The sequence below is a fragment of the Streptomyces sp. PTL18 genome (assembly GCF_059510295.1).
In genome coordinates this window covers 1-16,351 of the sequence record NZ_JCAJZO010000016.1, presented here as the reverse complement: position 1 = coordinate 16,351, position 16,351 = coordinate 1, and the positions used below count along the sequence as shown (strand labels likewise).

Sequence of the window (16,351 nt, the reverse complement as noted above, 5' to 3'; positions counted from 1 at the left end):
GGCCGCGTCCCAGTGCAGCACATGGTCCCGGGGTGTCGGCGCCGGGGAGCGGGAAATCCGGACCGACCGTTCGTTCAGCCGCTTCTCCGGGGAGCCGGGTGCCGCTCAGCGCGCGGACGGACTCGAGTTGCGCACCACCAGCTCCGGCTGGAGCACCACCCGCCGGTGTTCGTGCGGGCGGGTGCCCGGTCCGGCCGCCTCGGCCTCGGTCTCCTCCAGGAGGAGTTCGGCGGCGAGACCGCCCATGGTCACGGCGGGCTGCCGTACGGAGGTCAGCGGCACGGCGGCGGCCGCGGCGAACTCGATGTCGTCGTAGCCGACGATGGCGAGGTCGTCGGGGACGCCGACGCCGGCCGCGAACATGGCCTGCAGCACGCCGAGGGCGAGCAGGTCGTTGCCGCAGAACACGGCGGTCGGGCGGTCGGCGAGCCCGAGGAGCCGGGCGCCGGCGTCGCGGCCCGCGGCGACGTCGAGGCGCTCGGTCGGCAGTTCGCGCAGCGCCTCGGGCGTGAGTCCCGCCTCGGCCAGTGCGTTCAGGGCACCGGTGCGGCGGTCCCTGACCTGGTCGAGTCCCGGCGGCCCGCTGACGTACGCGATGGACCGGTGCCCGGCGTCGACGAGGTGCCGGACGGCCAGGGTGCCGCCCGCCACGTCGTCGACCGACACCGAGCACTCGGTGGTGCCCTCGGCGACCCGGTCCACCAGCACGAACGGGATGCCGTGGCGGCGGAAGGTCTCGATGTTGCGCCCGGTGGCGTCGGCGGGGGTGAGCAGCACGCCCCGCACCCGTTGCTCGGCGAAGAGCGCCAGGTACTCGGCCTCCTCGGCGGCGCTCTGCGCGCTGTTGCAGACCATCACGCCGAGCCCGGCGTCCCGGGCGGCCCGCTCGGCGCCGCGGGCCACGTCCACGAAGAACGGGTTGCCCATGTCCAGGACGAGCAGGCCCATGATCCGGCTGCGCCCGGCCCGCAGCTGCCGTGCCGACTCGCTGCGGACGTAGCCGAGCCGGTCGATCGCGGACAGCACACGGGCACGGGTCTCGGAGGCGACGGTCTCCGGCCGGTTGATGACGTTCGAGACCGTGCCGACGGAGACTCCGGCGGCTCGGGCGACGTCCTTGATACCCACCGACTGGGCCATCAGGCGGGGACCTCCGGGGAGACGAGGGGCGGCGGGGTGGGCTTCACACTAGCGTCACCGCTCCGCGCGGCGGATCCGGTCACGAGGGCAGGGAGAAGTCGACGACGTGGAGTGCCGAAGGGGTCGTACCGCCGGCCTTCTCCTGGTACATGAAGGACAGGGTGTTGTCGGCCTTCACCCGCGTCTCGTCGTTCACGACCTCACCGAAGGCGTTGAGGCCACTGCCGTCGTACAGCAGCGTCCAGTCCGTGTGACCGGAGGACTTCGACGCGCCGGCGATGCGCCCGTGGGGGAGGATCGCGTAGGCGTTGTCGTACGCGTCCAGGACCAGCTCGGTGCGCTGGCTGGAGTTCAGCGGGACGGGGATCTCGGTCTTCTGCCAGGCGCCGGAGGCGTTCCTGCGGACGTGGAAGGCGCGGCCGTTCGCGGTGCGGTCGGCGACGTAGTCGGTGGTGCACTGGCCGAAGCGGCCGGGGACGTAGCTGATGACCGCGTGCGGCAGGCCGGCGGAGTCGGTGAACCGGCTCTCCTGGTTCATCGCCGGCCGCTGGTCGCCACCCTGCCGCTCACGCGGTACGAACCGCGGGGCGACACGGCGGTGTGGCGGGCTGCGGAGTCCCGGCTCGCCACGCCCTGAGACGGGGTCTCCCCCAGGCGACGCCCGCCGACTACTCTGCACTCATCCGATGACCGACCCCGAGGAGCCGCGATGCGTGTCGCCCTGTTCCTGACCTGTGTCAACGACACGCTCTATCCGGACACCGGCCGCGCGGTAGTGAAACTGCTGACCAGACTGGGTGTCGAGGTTGATTTCCCGATGGCGCAGACCTGCTGCGGACAGGCCCACTACAACACCGGTTACCGACACGAGGCGGAACCGCTCGCAGTGAAGTTCTCCGATGTATTCCGGGACTACGAGGCGATCGTGACGCCCTCGGGGTCGTGCGGGGCGATGGTGAGGGAGCTGTATCCGCGGATGGGTGAGCGGGCGCGCGCCGAGGGCCGCGGGGACACACTCGCGGCCACCCTGGCACCCGTGGTCCCGAAGACGTACGAGCTGACCGAGTTCCTGGTGGACGTGCTGGGAACCACCGATGTCGGCGCGTACTACCCGCACAGGGTGACCTACCACCCGACCTGCCACGGTCTGCGGGGCCTGGGCCTCGGCGACCGTCCCCGGCGGCTGCTCCAGGCCGTGAAGGGACTGGAGCTGGCGGAGTTGCCGGGGGCGGAGGAGTGCTGCGGCTTCGGCGGCACGTTCGCCCTGAAGAACTCCGATGTCTCGGCGGCGATGGGCGTCGACAAGGTCCGCAACGCCGAGTCGACGGGCGCCGAGGTGCTGTGCGCGGCCGACAACTCCTGTCTGATGCACATCGGGGGAACGATGGCGCGGCTGCGGACCGGGATGCGGCCGGTGCACCTCGCGGAGATCCTGGCGAGCACGGAAGAGGAGCCGCTGGTATGAGCGGAACGTATCTCGGCATGCCCGCCTTCCCGGCGGCGGCGCACGAGGCGGTGCGCGACCGGACCCTGCGCGCCAATCTGCGCCACGCCACCCACACCATCCGCGCCAAGCGCGCCAAGGCGGTCGCCGAGGTGTCCGACTGGGCGGCGCTGCGGGAGGCGGGCCGGCAGATCAAGGATCACACGCTGCGTCACCTCGACCGGTACCTGGTCCAGTTGGAGGAGGCGGTCACGGCGGCGGGCGGCATCGTGCACTGGGCCGCCGACGCGGACGAAGCCAACCGGATCGTGGCCGACCTGGTCAAGGCGACCGGCGAGTCGGAGGTCGTCAAGGTCAAGTCGATGGCCACCCAGGAGATCGGCCTCAACGAGGCCCTGGAGGCGGAGGGCATCCGCGCCTACGAGACCGATCTCGCCGAACTGATCGTCCAGTTGGGCAAGGACCGCCCCTCGCACATCCTCGTCCCGGCGATCCACCGCAACCGCGGCGAGATCCGGGACATCTTCCGCTCCGAGATGGCCGCATGGGGCCGCCCCGCCCCCGAGGGCCTGACCGACACGCCCGCCGAACTCGCCGAGGCGGCCCGGCTGCACCTGCGGGAGAAGTTCCTCCGCGCCAAGGTCGGGGTCTCCGGCGCGAACTTCATGGTCGCCGAGACCGGCACGCTGGTCGTGGTCGAATCCGAGGGCAACGGACGGATGTGCGTCACCCTCCCCGAGACGCTGATCTCGGTCGTCGGCATCGAGAAGATCGTGCCCACCTGGCGGGACCTGGAGGTGTTCCTGCAGACCCTGCCACGCTCCTCCACGGCCGAGCGCATGAACCCGTACACCAGCACGTGGACCGGCACGACCGACGAGGACGGACCGAGGACCTTCCACCTGGTCCTGCTCGACAACGGGCGCACCGACACGCTCGCCGACCGGGTGGGACGCCAGGCGCTGCGCTGCATCCGCTGCTCGGCGTGTCTCAATGTGTGCCCGGTGTACGAGCGGGCGGGCGGACACGCCTACGGCTCGGTGTACCCGGGCCCGATCGGCGCGATCCTCAGCCCGCAACTGCGCGGCACACAGAGCGGGATCGACGCCTCACTGCCGTACGCGTCCTCACTGTGCGGAGCCTGCTACGAGGTCTGCCCGGTCGCCATCGACATCCCCGAGGTGCTGGTGCACCTGCGGGAGCGGGTCGTGCAGGGCGGGCCGGTGACACGGGGCGGCAACAGGGTCGTGCTGAAGCCCGCGAAGGGCCACGCCGGCGAACGGGCGGCGATGCGGGCGGCACGCTGGGCGTTCGGCCACCCCGCGGCGCTGCGGACGGGCCAGCGGCTGGCGTCGCGGTCGCGCCGCTTCCTGCCGCGGACGCTGCCGGGCCCGGGCCGGGCGTGGAGCGCGAGCCGGGACCTCCCCCAGGTGCCGGAGGAGCCGTTCCGCGACTGGTGGCAGCGCACACGTGGAGGGAAGGACGCGAAGTGAACAGCAGAGAGCTGGTCCTTGGCCGGGTACGGCGCGCACTGGCGGACGTACCCGAGGACGACACTCCCCCGGTGCCTGAACGGCCTGGGAGGTACCCGCAGTACGAGCAGGCCGTTTCCCGGGATTATCTGAGGGAGCACGGCGAGCGCACCGTCGAGGAGACGGTGGATCTGCTGGCGGAGAACCTGGCGGACTACCGGGCGATCGTGCACCGGGCCGATGGCGCCGCGTTGCCGTCGGTGCTGGCCGGTCTGCTCGCCGCGCGCGGCGCGCGCACCGTCCTGGTGCCGCCGGGACTGCCGTCGCACTGGCTCACCGGAGTCGAGCAGATCCCCGACCGGGCGGAGAGCACCCCGCACGAGCTGGACGGCGTCGACAGCGTGGTCACCGGCTGCGCCGTCGCCATCGCCGAGACCGGCACCATCGTGCTGGACGGCTCACCCGACCAGGGCCGCCGCCGTATCACCCTGGTCCCCGACCACCACATCTGTGTCGTACGGGTCCCCGACCAGGTGGTCTCCTCCGTCCCCCGGGCCCTGGAACGGCTCGATCCGGCGTGCCCGCTGACCTGGATCTCCGGGCCGTCCGCGACGAGCGACATCGAGCTGGACCGGGTCGAGGGGGTGCACGGTCCGCGCACCCTGGAGGTGGTGCTGGTGAGCGGTGAGTGACCCGCGCGGTTAGCGTGAGGGAATGATCCGGTTCGATCAGGTCACCAAACGGTATCCGGACGGCACGACGGCCGTGCGCGACCTGTCGCTCGATGTCGCCGAGGGTGAACTGGTCACGCTCGTCGGGCCGTCCGGCTGTGGCAAGACGACCACGATGATGCTGGTCAACCGGCTTGTGGAACCGACCTCAGGGCGGGTCCTCGTGGGCGGTGAGGACGTCGCGACCGTCGATCCGGTGCGGCTGCGGCGCCGGATCGGTTACGTCATCCAGCAAGTGGGGCTGTTCCCGCACCGGACCGTCCTCGACAACACGGCGACCGTGCCGCTGCTGCTGGGCTGGAAGAGGGCGAAGGCACGGGCGCGGGCCGCCGAGCTGCTGGAGCTGGTGGGCCTGGACCCGAGGACGTACGGGCCGCGCTACCCCGACCAGTTGTCGGGGGGTCAGCGGCAGCGGGTGGGGGTGGCGCGGGCGCTCGCGGCGGATCCGCCGGTGCTGCTGATGGACGAGCCGTTCGGGGCGGTGGACCCGGTGGTGCGGGAGCAGTTGCAGGACGAGTTCCTGCGGATGCAGGCGGCCGTACGCAAGACGGTGCTGCTGGTCACGCACGACCTCGAGGAGGCGGTGCGGCTCGGCGACCGGATCGCGGTGTACGGGCAGGGGTGCGTCGAGCAGTTCGACACGCCCGGGGCCGTGCTGGGCAGGCCGGCCACCCCGTACGTGGCCGCGTTCGTGGGCGCGGACCGTGGGCTCAAGCGCCTGGCGGTGACGGAGATCCGTCCGGGCGACCTGGAACAGCCGCCGGTCACCCGCCTCGACGAGCCCGCCCGGCGGGCCGAGGCCCGGTTGCGCGCCGAGGGCGCTCCCCGTGCGGTCGTCCTCGACGCGGAGGGCGATCTTCACGGCTGGGCCGGCGTGGAGGAGCTGGCGGGGGGCGGTCTCGTCCGCGACCACGCCCACCGGACGGACTGCTGGGTGCCGGTGGGCGCTTCGCTCAAGCAGGCGTTCGCGGTGATGCTCCAGCACGACGCCGGATGGGTGGCGGTGCTGGACGGATCGCGGTTCCTGGGCGTCCTGACCCCGGCCGGGCTGCACACGGCTCTGCGCCGTTCGGTGGACGCGCTCGCTCCGTGACGAAGCCGGCCGTCAAGGAAACGGCAGCGGATCGCCACGGCTCGGTCCGGCCGCGGTCCGGGCGTCGCGGAATGCGTGCCGGTATGCGCGAGCCGTCGGCGGGTAGCCGGGCGGTGGAGACGTCGAGCCGGGCGGCGGACACCGGGGCGCACGACCCGACAGCCTGAAGGGCGCCCGGTCGGGCACCGTGCCGGCCGGCGGCGTCACCTCAGCAGCCCCTTGTCGCGGAGGTACGCGCGGGCGACGTCCTCCGGCAGCCGCCGCCGGCCGTCCACCCGCCGGTTCAGTGACGCCAGGTCTGCCGTCGTCAGCACGGAGTTGAGGGCGTCCAGGGCCTTGGTGACACGGGAGCCGCCCGCCCGGGCACGGTTGACGACCGGGACGACGTAGTCCGCGTTCTGCAGGTGTCCGTCGTCGGCCAGCAGTACCAGCCCGAACGCGTCCAGCGTGGCGTCCGTCGTGGTGGTCAGCACCATCTGGTCCCGCCCCTCCCTGACGGCCCGCTTGGCCTGGGTGGTGCCGACACCCTTGGGGTCGACGCCGGTGATGTCGATGCCGTACGTCTTCCTCAACCCCGGCGCGCAGTAAGGCCGGCGCACGCATTCGTCCCCGGCGGCGAGGCGCACCTTCAGACCCGAGCGGCCCAGGTCGCTCAGGGTCCTCAGGTGGTGGTCGCGGGCGTAGGCGCGGCTCACGGCGAAGGCGTTCCGGTCGACCGCGCGGCCCGGGTCGAGCACCGTGAGTCCGCGGGCCGCGGCCAGTCTCCGCAGCGCGCTCATGGTGGCGGCGAGGTCCGGGGAACCCACGGTCGCGGCCCCGGCGCCGTGGGTTCTCGCCTGGAGCCAGTCGGCGAAGGTGGCCGCGTACTCCGGAATCACGTCGATCTGCCCCGACTCCAGGGCCGGTTCGTACAGTTCGCGGTTGGCGACGGTGATGAGGGAGGTCGTGTAGCCGGCCCGGTTCAGCAGCAGGGCGTACATGTGGGCGAGCAGGTCGCTCTCGGTGAAGCCGGCCGAGCCGACGGTCAGGTGCCCGGCGGCGCCGGGTGGCGCGGTGACCCGGCCGCGGGTCTCCAGGGAGGGGCCCGTCATACAGCCGGCGACCAGCAGGACGGTCGCGAGCATCACGTACCGTCTCATCGCCCGTCCCTCGTCCGGCGCGGCCCCAGTCGCTCGACGGCCTCGAAGATCCCCTCGACCACCAGCGCGAACCCGGCCACCAGGACCGCCCCGGCGACGACCTGCGGGGTACTGGCCAGATGGAAGCCCGCGGTGATGATGCGGCCGAGTCCGCCGCCGCCGGCCAGCGCGGCGATCGTGGCGGTGGCCACGAGCTGGACGGCGGCGATGCGCACCCCGACCAGCACCATGGGGAGCGACAGGGGAAGTTCGACGTGAAGGAGCAGCTGCCGGCCGGTCATGCCCATCCCCCGCGCCGCTCGCACCACGTCGGGGTCGACCTCCCGCATGCCGAGGTAGGCGTTGGTCAGCAGCGGCGGCACGGCGAACAGCACGAGAGCGACCACGGTCGGGCCGTCGCCCCAGGCGCCGATGGGGGTGAGCAGCAGGAGCACCAGGACGGCGAAGGTGGGGACGGCGCGGCCGGCGTTGGAGAGGTTGACGGCGAGTGCGCCGCCCCTGCCCAGGTGGCCGAGGACGAGGGCGACGGGCAGTGCGATCAGGCAGCTGATGAGGAGACAGACGGAGGTGAGGACGAGGTGCTGTCGCAGCCGGTGCCCGATGCCGTCGTCACCCGCCCAGTGCGCGGGGTCGCTGAGCCAGTTCCAGGTGTCGGCGAGGGTCCTCATCCGCCGCTCGCCCTCGCCCAGGGGGTGGCCAGCCGTTGCACACCGAGCAGCAGCAGGTCGGCGGCCACCGCGATCAGCACGCACAGCACGGACGCGGTCAGCACCTGCGCCTTGAAGTAGGTGTTCATGCCCGCGTAGATGAGGTTGCCGAGACCGCCGAAGCCGACGATCGCCCCGACCGTGACGAGGGACACCGTCGAGACGGTGGCGATGCGCAGGCCGGCCGTGGCCGCGGGCAGGGCGAGCGGCAGTTCGACGGTGAGCAGCAGCCGGATCGGTCCGTAGCCCATCCCGAGGGCGGCCCGCCGGGTCTCCTCGGGGACGGCGCGCAGGCCGGCCAGGATGTTCCGGACGAGCAGGGTGAGCGAGTACAGGGCCAGCCCGGCGACGACCAGGGTCGCGGACAGCCCGTACAGCGGCAGGAGCAGCGAGAACATCGCCAGCGACGGGATCGTGTAGAGGACCGTGGTGACGGCGAGCACGGGCGCGGCGGCCGGGCGCAGGCGGCGCGCCAGCACCGCGAGGGGGACCGCGACGAGCAGGCCGATGACCACGGAGGCCGTGACCAGTTGGACATGCTGGAGCGTTGCGTCGAGGAGGATGTGCCGGCGGGTCCGCAGGTAGGCGCCGCAGATCCAGTCGTTGCGGGCGAGGCAGTCGTCCGGGGGTGTGGTCACACGTCCATGGGACCGGGCGGGCGAGGGGCCGCGCTCGTTGTGGTGACCCGTCGGGGTGTCCCCGAGGACGGCCCCACGACGGGAACCGCGCTCGCTGTGGCTGTCCAGCGAGGCCTCCCCGGGGACGGCCCCACGGCGGGACCCGCCCCTCGGGTGCGTGCGGGTGGCTCAGCGGCTCACGCTGATGGTGTGCAGCCGGGGGTCGGCGGCGTCGGGGAGGTTCATGCCCGACTCCAGGCCCGTCCGCAGGTAACGCAGCACCGGCTCGGTGAGGCGTTCGCCCGGCAGGACGGCCGGAATGCCCGGCGGATAGGGAGTGATCATCTCCGCCGAGATCCGGCCTGCCGCCTGGTCCAGGGGCACGGACTCCTTGGGCCCGAAGTAGGCGTCCCTCGGCAGGCGCACCTGTTCGAGCCGCATACCGTCTCCCGTCGGCACCTCGGCGTGCGGCAGACCGGCCGCGAGTTCGCCCGCGTGCCCGGCGAGGTCGCGCAGGGCCTGCAGCAGGGGCCCGGTCGTGTCGGGCGAGTCGGCGAAGGTGAGCTGCGCGCTGATCCGGCGGTGGTCGGACAGGTGCATGTCGATGTGGTGTTCGCGGCGCAGCCAGTCGGCGGCGCGGTAGCCGCTCGTGCCGAGGCCGCTGACATCGATGGTGACCGGCAGCGGGTCGTAGTCCGTGGACAGGCCGGGGCCCACCAGGTCGTCGCGTCCGAGGACCTTCAGGCCCGGGATCTCCTCGATGGCGGCTCGGACCTGCTCGGCCAGGTGCAGGGCGGCGTCCAGCAGGTCCTTGCCGCGCAGGGCCATCTGGCGGCGCCAGGCGTCGAGTCCCGCGAGGATCAGGACGGAGGGGCTCGTGGTGCCCAGCAGGTCCGCACGCGACTTCAGGGTCGTGGGATCGATCAGGGAGCCCCGCAGATGGAAGACGGAGCCCTGTTCCAGGCCGCTGCCCATCTTGTGGATGCTCGTCACGCAGACGTCCGCGCCGGCGTCCATCGCCCAGGACGGCAGGTCGGGGTGGAAGGGCAGGTGCGCGCCCCAGGCCTCGTCGACGATGAGCGGCAGACCGCGCGTGTGGCAGACGTCGGCGATGGCGGCCAGGTCCGCGCAGCCGCCGTACGGGGTCGGGCTGGTGACCAGGGCGCCGCGCGCCTCGGGATGGCGGTCCAGGGCCTCGGCGAAGGCCTCCGGGGAGGGCGCGTGCGCGAAGCGCTGCCGCTCGTCCCACCGGGGGTCGACCCAGACGGGCTCGATGCCGGCCAGGATCAGTCCGGAGACCACCGACTTGTGGACGTCACGGCCCACGACGAGCTGTTCGTGCGGTCCCGCCACGGCCAGCATCGCGGCCTTCACGGACAGCGAGCTGCCGCAGGTGGTGAAGAAGGTGTGCTCGGCGTGGACGGCGTCCGCCATCAGCTCCTCGGCCCGCACCAGGACCTCACCGGTCATCCGGCGGTCGTCGAGACCGCCGGAGGCGAGCACATCGGAGCGGAAGACGTCGCTCAGCAGCTCTCCGGCCTCCGGGTCGGCGCCGCGGGCCTGTTTGTGCCCCGGTGGGGTGAAGGCGAGTTCCCCGCGCTCGTGGTGGTGGCGCAGGGCTTCGAGAATCGGCACTCGGGTGTGGTCCACGGGTGTTCCCTCCTTCGTCGAGCGGTCGGTCACGGCTCTCGGTCGGAGGGGCGTCCCTCGGCGGTCTTCCGGTTGGCCTGGAGGCTCGGGGTGATCGGGTCACCCGCGCCGCCCCCGGTGCCCCCGCCGGTGTCGGTGTCGTCCTCGTGGCCCTGCTCCTTCACCTCCTCCAGAACCTCTTCGGTGGCGGTACGGGTCGGCTTCTTGCGCCACGGCAGGCGCGACAAGATCGTGTTCATGCCGGCCCGGGTACCCGCGAATCCCCGGATCAGGCGGGCGGAGCCGCCGTTCGCGCCGTTCGGCGCACGCACCGCCGCCCCAGGTCACGCCTGCCCGTCCAGCGCCCGCGCCGCCACCTTCAGGTCGGACACGAGCCCGGCGTAGGCCGCCTCCCGGTCATCGGCACGCAGGATCGCCGAGGGATGCACCGTCGCGACCACGAACTGCTCGTCGTCGGCGCCGGGCAGCGGCAGCAGACTCCCGCGGTCCTTGCTCACCCGGAAGGAGCCCCCCAGCAGTGCCTTGGCGGCGGTCGCACCCAGAGCCACCACGACGTCGGGCCGGATCAGGTCCAGCTCGGCGCGCAGCCAGGGTTTGCAGGCGCTCGTCTCGCGCAGGCTGGGCGCCTTGTGGATGCGCCGCTTGCCGCGTTCGGGGACGACGGTGAACTTGAAGTGCTTGACCGCGTTGGTGACGTATGCGGTGCCGCGGTCGATGCCGGCATCGGTCAGCGCCTTGTCGAGCAGGCGTCCGGCCGGGCCCACGAAGGGTTCGCCCTGCCGGTCCTCCTGGTCGCCCGGCTGCTCGCCGACCAGCACGACCCGCGCCGAGGCCTCCCCCCGGCCGAACACGGTCCGGGTGGCGTTCTCGTACAGAGGGCAGCCGTGGCAGTCGGCGGCGGCACTCCGGTATGCGGCGAGGTCACCGCCGTCCGGCAGGAACGGGGTCGCGTCGTACGCGCTCGCCCGGGCGTCCTCGGAAGGGCTCATGACTGCTTCACCTCCTGGGCCCACAGCCCTGACCCGGTCCCCGCAGTACCCCTTCTCCCGGCTCGCACACCCCTGGCCGGGTGGTGACGATGGAGGAAGTCCGACAGCGTCGAAGACCACTGCACCCCGGAGGGGACGATGACCTCGAAAGCCCGTCCCGGAGAGGACGAGCCGGACACCGGTTCCCCGGAAGCGGAGCGGATCTTCCAGTTGGAGGCCGAGATCTGCCAGCTGAAGGAGGCCGTCACCTCGCACGCGACGGTGGACCAGGCCATCGGCATGCTGGTCGCGCTCGGGCATGTGACGCCGGGCCAGGGATGGGAGGTGCTCCGGGAGGTCTCCCAGCGCGCGAACATCAAACTGCGCAATGTCGCGGAGATGATACTGATCTGGGGCCGCGACGGGGAGCTGCCGGACGACGTGCGGGCGCTCCTGGAGGACACGCTCGACCGCTACGGTCCGACGCAGCTTCCTGAGGGTCCGCCACCGCGCTGACGCCGCGAATACCGGCCCGTGTTTCAAACACCCTCTCGCGGATAGTCCGGAAGGTGTCGGCCCACTGGCCAACCGTTCCCGGGAGGGTTCGGCAGTGAGCCCACCGCAAACGGCCGTCCGGTCGACAAGCGGCTCGGGCGGCCGAATGCGACGCGAACCGGTGCCGTCGCGGACCGGCAGGGCCGGCGGCCGGGCATCAGGCGCTGTCGGACAGGGCCTCCTCACGAACCCGCGCGCAGCATCCGCTGAGCAGACGGGACACATGCATCTGGGAGATGCCCAGCTGGTCCGCGATGCGGCTCTGGGTCATGCCGCGGAAGTAGCGCAGATACAGGATGGTGCGCTCACGCTCGGGCAGGGAGCGCAGGCACGGTTTCACGGCTTCACGGTCGACGATCAGGTCGTAGCCGGCGTCGGAGTCGCCGAGCGCGTCCCCGAGCGCGTAGCCGTCGTCACTACCGGCGACCTCCGCGTCCAGGGACAGGGCGGTGAAGCTGTCCATGGCTTCCAGCCCCACCCGCACATCGTCCTCGCTGAGCTGCGCGTGCTCGGCGATGTCGGCCACGGACGGGCCGTGCCCGGGGGTCTCCTGGCCGATCTCCTTGACGGCCGCCCGTACCCGGTTGCGCAGGTCCTGAACCCGCCGCGGCACATGGAGCACCCACATGTGGTCGCGGAAGTGCCGCTTGATCTCGCCGGTGATCGTGGGAATGGCATAGCTCTCGAACGCGTACCCGCGCGCCGGCTCGTAGCGGTCGACCGCCTTGACCAGCCCGAGGGCCGCCACCTGGCACAGATCCTCGACGGACTCGCCCCGGCCTCTGTAGCGCCGGGCGATGCGCTCGGCCATCGGCAGCCACGACCGCACGATGTCGTCGCGCAGCGCCTGCCGCTCAGGGCCGTCGGGCAGCCCACGCAGCTGTGCGAAGGCGTCGGTGGTGTCGGGGGCGTCGTCGTGCGGGTGTTGCTTGGCCTTGACCGTGATGCGCATGTGCTTTTCAACTCCCTCGAGGGGCTGATTGGACAGTCACCGTGGGAGGGCGCACTCACGGAACACACGGGACACACCCAGGGCTGGTGAGCCAGCTCCCACGGACGTGCCTCCTGTCCGAAGCACTAATCAGCCCATTCCCGACTTTCTGGACCGCAAACAATTTCTCGGACAGCGCAACGCTCGGCACTCACCCGACTGCGGGGAGCAGCCATACGGTCGCCAAGGGCGGAAGGGTCAGCCGGATGGCCTGTTCGGGCCCCGGTTCGACCAAAACGCGGTCGCGGTTGCGGACGTCACCGCCCCCGTACGCCGCCGCGTCGGTGTTGAGCGCCTCGCGCCAGGCGGGGACGTCGCCGGGGACACCCAGCCGGTAGTCGTGGCGGACGACCGGGGAGAAGTTCGAGACGGCCAGCAGAGGTCCGCCGTCCGCGTCGTACCGCAGGAACGCCAGCACGTTGTCATCGGCGGCGTCCGGGACGACCCAGCGGAATCCGGACGGTTCGGTGTCGCGCTGCCACAGGGCCGGGGTGCGGCGGTAGATCGTGTTGAGGTCGCGGACCAGGTCCCGGACGCCCCGGTGGTCCGGCGCCGCCCCGTACTCCGGGTCCAGCAGCCACCAGTCGAGGCCCCGGGCGTGCGACCACTCGCCGCCCTGGGCGAACTCCTGTCCCATGAAGAGCAGTTGCTTGCCCGGGTGGGCCCACATGAAGCCCAGGTAGGCGCGGTGGTTGGCGCGCCGCTGCCACCAGTCGCCGGGCATCTTCGACACCAGGGCCTGCTTCCCGTGCACCACCTCGTCGTGCGAGATCGGCAGGACGTAGTTCTCGCTGTAGGCGTACACCATCGAGAACGTCATCTCGTTGTGGTGGTACCTGCGGTGCACCGGGTCCTTGGACACATAGACGAGCGAGTCGTGCATCCAGCCCATGTTCCACTTCAGTCCGAAGCCGAGGCCGCCCCGGTCGGTGGGTCTGGTCACTCCGTCCCAGGCGGTGGACTCCTCCGCGATCGTCACGACGCCGGGGTTGCGGCGGTAGACGGTGGCGTTCATCTCCTGCAGGAACGCCACCGCGTCCAGGTTCTCCCGGCCGCCGTGCTCGTTCGGGGACCACTGGCCGGGCTCGCGGGAGTAGTCGAGGTAGAGCATGGAGGCGACGGCGTCCACCCGCAGGCCGTCGATGTGGAACTCCTCGCACCAGTACACGGCGTTGGCGACCAGGAAGTTGCGCACCTCGCGCCGCCCGTAGTCGAACTCCAGCGTCCCCCAGTCGGGGTGCGCGGCGCGCAGCGGGTCCTGGTGCTCGTACAGCGGGCGTCCGTCGAACTCGGCCAGCGCCCAGTCGTCGCGCGGGAAGTGGGCCGGAACCCAGTCCATCAGGACGCCGATGCCGGCCTGGTGCAGGGCGTCGACCAGGTACTTGAAGTCGTCGGGGGTGCCCAGGCGGGCGGTGGGCGCGTAGAAGCCGGTGACCTGGTAGCCCCAGGAGCCGCCGAAGGGGTGCTCGGCGATCGGCATGAGCTCCACGTGGGTGAAGCCCATCTCCTCGACGTAGGCGGGGAGCTGCTCGGCGAGCTGCCGGTAGGTCAGCCCGGGCCGCCAGGAGGGCAGGTGCACCTCGTACACCGAGAACGGCGCCTCGTGCACCGGCCGCTCACCCCGCCGGGCCATCCACGCGCCGTCGTGCCACTCGTACGCCGACTCCGTCACGATCGATGCGGTCGCCGGGGGCACTTCCGTGCGACGGCCCATGGGGTCCGCACGTACGGTGCGGGTGCCGTCGGGGCGGGTGATCTCGAACTTGTAGCGCGTTCCCGACCCGAGACCGGGCACGAACAGCTCCCACACGCCCGAGGAACCGAGCGAGCGCATGGGGTACGCGCGGCCGTCCCAGTGGCAGAAGTCCCCGCACAGCCGGACCCCTCGGGCGTTCGGCGCCCACACCGTGAAGCGGGTGCCCCGCACCCCGGCATGGATCGTCACATGGGCGCCGAGCGCCGTCCACAACTTCTCGTGCCGGCCCTCGCCGATCAAATGCAGGTCGAGGTCGCCGAGCGCGGGCAGAAAACGGTACGGGTCGTCGGTCTCCTGGACGGTGTCCTCGTATGCCACGAGCAGCCGGTGGTCCGGTACGTCCCGCAGCGGCAGCAGGGCCGAGAAGAAGCCGTCGCCGTCGTCGTGCAGTTCGGCCCAGGCGTCGCCGATGAGGACGGTGACCGACAGCGCGCACGGGCGCAGGGCGCGGATGACCACCCCGTCCGGAACCGGGTGGGCGCCGAGTACCGCGTGGGGGTCGTGGTGGGTGCCGGCCAGCAGCCGCTCCCGGTCGCCGGCGGGCGCGGGCGCGGGTGCCGGGGTGCCCAGGTGCGGCGAGGCGAGCGGCGATGGGGGCGCGGTGTGCGTGGTCACGGCGTGGGCCTCCTTCCACCGGGGCGTTCGGCAAGGCGCGCGATCGCCGCCATGGGTACCGGCAGCCAGTCGGGGCGGTGACGGGCCTCGTACAGGACCTCGTACACGGCGCGGTCGGTCTCGTGGGCGCGCAGCAGCTCGGGTTCCGCGCGGGGGTCCCAGCCCGCCTCGGCGGCGTAGCCCGCGCAGTACGCCTCGCGGCAGCGCAGCGCCCACTCGGGCTGCCACGGCCGGCGGGCGTGGGCGGCGTAGTCGAAGGAGCGGAGCATGCCCGCGACATCGCGGACGGGGGACTGCGGGCGGCGCCGTTCGGGGAGCGGGCGGGCCGGTTCGCCCTCGAAGTCGATCACGTGCCACCGGTGTTCGGCCCGTAGTACCTGACCGAGGTGGAGATCGCCGTGAATGCGCTGGACGGGCCGGGGCGAGCCGAGCGCGGCCAGTTCGGTGAAGGCGGAGCGCAGCCCGTGGGCGTACGGCAGCAGTTCCGGCACGGCGTGGGTCGCGTCCCGCAGCCGCTCGAGCATGCCGGCGGTGAGCGGTCCGGTGTCGGGGGGCCCCTGGGGTTCGACGGGGAACGCGGCGGCGAGGGCCAGGTGCACCTCGGCGGTGGCCCGCCCCAGTTCGTGGGCCTCCTCGGTGAACTCCCGTCCGGCCGCAAGGGCGGTGAGCGCCTGCGTCCAGCCGTCGGCGGCGCCGTGCAGGAAGGGCTGGAGCACGCCGAGCGTCGCGGCCCAGGGGCTGGAGGTGCGGAACCAGGCCACCGGTGCGGGGACGCAGGTGCAGCCCTGCCGGACCAGAGCCCAGGGCACCTCCAGGTCGGGGTTGACTCCCGGCCGCACCCGGCGGAACACCTTCAGGATGTACGCCTCGCCGTACACCAGGGAGGAGTTGGACTGCTCGGCTTCCAGGCGGCGGGGCGCGAGCCCCGTGGGTATGGTCACCCGCCTGTCGCGCTCGAAGCGGAGTGCACCCGCGGCGCCCGGCGAGCGCAGTCGTTCCAGGAGCAGGGACGCCGAGCGCGGGTCCTGGAGGGCGTCGTACACCAGCAGCCCCGCGAGAGGTCCCTCGCTCGCCCGTCCGAGGACGGCCGGGGAGAGCCGCGGGGAGAGCGACTCCCCGGTGCCGAGGAGCAGTTGGTAGCAGTCGTGGCCCGGGGCGGCGGCCGGCGAGCGTCCGGTGCAGTCGGCGCGGACCAGGACGTGCAGGCAGCCCGGGTGCAGTTCGGTCACCGACAGCAGCGTCAGGTCCGTGACGCGACGTCCCTTGCCGGCGAACCAGCGCTGGCGCGGCAGCCATCCCCGCAGCAGAGCGGAGAGCGAGGGCAGCAGCGAGGAAGGGCCGATGTCGTCCTGGCTCAGCGTCGCGGTCTGGGTCTTCGGCATGGCCTCGCGTCCTTTCCGTGCCGGCCGACGTCAGCGGCCCTGGTTCAACTGGTCACGAACACGTTGACCTTGGTGGCCTGAGGGACGTTCC

General features: G+C 72.2%; 15 protein-coding genes and 1 pseudogene. 5 read left to right on the top strand and 11 right to left on the bottom strand.

The features are described 5' to 3' along the window. Positions 1-105: 105 nt before the first annotated feature. Together AC5WS8_RS26045 and AC5WS8_RS26040 are read right to left on the bottom strand one after the other, a co-directional pair. Positions 106-1,140: a LacI family DNA-binding transcriptional regulator gene (locus tag AC5WS8_RS26045; protein WP_496105895.1), complete on the bottom strand. Its 1,035-nt coding sequence runs from the start codon at positions 1,138-1,140 to the stop codon at positions 106-108. Between the two features lie 79 nt (positions 1,141-1,219). Further along, positions 1,220-1,678 (bottom strand): annotated as a pseudogene (locus tag AC5WS8_RS26040) (Tat pathway signal sequence domain protein); the annotation flags it as partial. 171 nt (positions 1,679-1,849) lie between these two features. Here AC5WS8_RS26040 and AC5WS8_RS26035 point away from each other — a divergent pair. The 4 genes from AC5WS8_RS26035 to AC5WS8_RS26020 are packed head-to-tail and all read left to right on the top strand — an operon-like array spanning position 1,850 to position 5,880. After that, positions 1,850-2,605, top strand: coding sequence for a (Fe-S)-binding protein (locus AC5WS8_RS26035; protein WP_496105894.1), 756 nt, complete (start codon positions 1,850-1,852; stop codon positions 2,603-2,605). Next, positions 2,602-4,077 carry a LutB/LldF family L-lactate oxidation iron-sulfur protein gene (locus AC5WS8_RS26030; RefSeq protein ID WP_496105893.1) on the top strand — a complete coding sequence of 492 codons (1,476 nt, stop codon included), beginning with the start codon at positions 2,602-2,604 and terminating at the stop codon, positions 4,075-4,077. Before AC5WS8_RS26035 ends, AC5WS8_RS26030 begins: the two co-directional genes overlap by 4 nt. After that, positions 4,074-4,748, top strand: coding sequence for a LutC/YkgG family protein (locus AC5WS8_RS26025; RefSeq protein WP_496105892.1), 675 nt, complete (start codon positions 4,074-4,076; stop codon positions 4,746-4,748). The genes AC5WS8_RS26030 and AC5WS8_RS26025 overlap by 4 nt, the downstream gene beginning before the upstream one ends. A 22-nt stretch (positions 4,749-4,770) precedes the next feature. Continuing rightward, entirely contained in the window at positions 4,771-5,880 is a 1,110-nt protein-coding gene (locus AC5WS8_RS26020; RefSeq protein ID WP_496105891.1) for an ABC transporter ATP-binding protein, read from the top strand. A gap of 203 nt (positions 5,881-6,083) precedes the next feature. On the opposite strand, the gene AC5WS8_RS26015 is transcribed toward AC5WS8_RS26020, so the two are convergent. From AC5WS8_RS26015 to AC5WS8_RS25990, 6 genes are all read right to left on the bottom strand, one after another. Next, a complete protein-coding gene (locus AC5WS8_RS26015; RefSeq protein WP_496105890.1) occupies positions 6,084-7,019 on the bottom strand; it encodes an ABC transporter substrate-binding protein in 936 nt (311 codons plus the stop codon). Then, positions 7,016-7,687, bottom strand: a complete 672-nt coding sequence (locus tag AC5WS8_RS26010; protein WP_496105889.1) for an ABC transporter permease — start codon at positions 7,685-7,687, stop codon at positions 7,016-7,018. Before AC5WS8_RS26010 ends, AC5WS8_RS26015 begins: the two co-directional genes overlap by 4 nt. Further along, positions 7,684-8,364, bottom strand: a complete 681-nt coding sequence (locus AC5WS8_RS26005) for an ABC transporter permease (protein WP_496105888.1) — start codon at positions 8,362-8,364, stop codon at positions 7,684-7,686. Before AC5WS8_RS26005 ends, AC5WS8_RS26010 begins: the two co-directional genes overlap by 4 nt. A gap of 168 nt (positions 8,365-8,532) precedes the next feature. Beyond that, the gene (locus AC5WS8_RS26000; protein ID WP_496105887.1) at positions 8,533-9,993 is read right to left on the bottom strand and encodes an aminotransferase class I/II-fold pyridoxal phosphate-dependent enzyme; all 1,461 of its coding nucleotides are present in this window, start codon (positions 9,991-9,993) and stop codon (positions 8,533-8,535) included. A gap of 29 nt (positions 9,994-10,022) precedes the next feature. Further along, the gene (locus tag AC5WS8_RS25995) at positions 10,023-10,232 is read right to left on the bottom strand and encodes a hypothetical protein (protein WP_496105886.1); all 210 of its coding nucleotides are present in this window, start codon (positions 10,230-10,232) and stop codon (positions 10,023-10,025) included. 84 nt (positions 10,233-10,316) lie between these two features. After that, on the bottom strand, positions 10,317-10,982 hold the full coding sequence (locus AC5WS8_RS25990) for a UdgX family uracil-DNA binding protein (protein WP_496105885.1): 666 nt from the start codon (positions 10,980-10,982) through the stop codon (positions 10,317-10,319). Between the two features lie 138 nt (positions 10,983-11,120). On the opposite strand from AC5WS8_RS25990, the gene AC5WS8_RS25985 reads away from it, so the two are divergent. Next, complete coding sequence (locus tag AC5WS8_RS25985) at positions 11,121-11,477, top strand: ANTAR domain-containing protein (protein WP_496105884.1); 357 nt, start codon at positions 11,121-11,123, stop codon at positions 11,475-11,477. 196 nt (positions 11,478-11,673) lie between these two features. Here the strand turns inward: AC5WS8_RS25985 and AC5WS8_RS25980 are convergent, their stop codons facing one another. The 3 genes from AC5WS8_RS25980 to AC5WS8_RS25970 all read right to left on the bottom strand — a co-directional run bounded on the left by AC5WS8_RS25980 (position 11,674) and on the right by AC5WS8_RS25970 (position 16,260). Further along, entirely contained in the window at positions 11,674-12,468 is a 795-nt protein-coding gene (locus tag AC5WS8_RS25980; protein ID WP_496105883.1) for a SigB/SigF/SigG family RNA polymerase sigma factor, read from the bottom strand. 190 nt (positions 12,469-12,658) lie between these two features. Beyond that, complete coding sequence (glgB, locus tag AC5WS8_RS25975) at positions 12,659-14,878, bottom strand: 1,4-alpha-glucan branching enzyme (protein ID WP_496105882.1); 2,220 nt, start codon at positions 14,876-14,878, stop codon at positions 12,659-12,661. Then, positions 14,875-16,260: a maltokinase N-terminal cap-like domain-containing protein gene (locus AC5WS8_RS25970; RefSeq protein WP_496105881.1), complete on the bottom strand. Its 1,386-nt coding sequence runs from the start codon at positions 16,258-16,260 to the stop codon at positions 14,875-14,877. The genes glgB and AC5WS8_RS25970 overlap by 4 nt, the downstream gene beginning before the upstream one ends. Between the last annotated feature and the right edge of the window lie 91 nt (positions 16,261-16,351).

What these genes read in the sequence shown, in the direction of transcription:
- AC5WS8_RS26045 (WP_496105895.1), bottom strand. Translation starts at nt 1,140, where the DNA reads ATGGCCCAGTCGGTGGGTATCAAGGACGTCGCCCGAGCCGCCGGAGTC.
- AC5WS8_RS26035 (WP_496105894.1), top strand. Translation starts at nt 1,850, where the DNA reads ATGCGTGTCGCCCTGTTCCTGACCTGTGTCAACGACACGCTCTATCCG.
- AC5WS8_RS26030 (WP_496105893.1), top strand. Translation starts at nt 2,602, where the DNA reads ATGAGCGGAACGTATCTCGGCATGCCCGCCTTCCCGGCGGCGGCGCAC.
- AC5WS8_RS26020 (WP_496105891.1), top strand. Translation starts at nt 4,771, where the DNA reads ATGATCCGGTTCGATCAGGTCACCAAACGGTATCCGGACGGCACGACG.
- AC5WS8_RS26015 (WP_496105890.1), bottom strand. Translation starts at nt 7,019, where the DNA reads ATGAGACGGTACGTGATGCTCGCGACCGTCCTGCTGGTCGCCGGCTGT.
- AC5WS8_RS26010 (WP_496105889.1), bottom strand. Translation starts at nt 7,687, where the DNA reads ATGAGGACCCTCGCCGACACCTGGAACTGGCTCAGCGACCCCGCGCAC.
- AC5WS8_RS25995 (WP_496105886.1), bottom strand. Translation starts at nt 10,232, where the DNA reads ATGAACACGATCTTGTCGCGCCTGCCGTGGCGCAAGAAGCCGACCCGT.
- AC5WS8_RS25990 (WP_496105885.1), bottom strand. Translation starts at nt 10,982, where the DNA reads ATGAGCCCTTCCGAGGACGCCCGGGCGAGCGCGTACGACGCGACCCCG.
- AC5WS8_RS25985 (WP_496105884.1), top strand. Translation starts at nt 11,121, where the DNA reads ATGACCTCGAAAGCCCGTCCCGGAGAGGACGAGCCGGACACCGGTTCC.
- AC5WS8_RS25980 (WP_496105883.1), bottom strand. Translation starts at nt 12,468, where the DNA reads ATGCGCATCACGGTCAAGGCCAAGCAACACCCGCACGACGACGCCCCC.
- AC5WS8_RS25970 (WP_496105881.1), bottom strand. Translation starts at nt 16,260, where the DNA reads ATGCCGAAGACCCAGACCGCGACGCTGAGCCAGGACGACATCGGCCCT.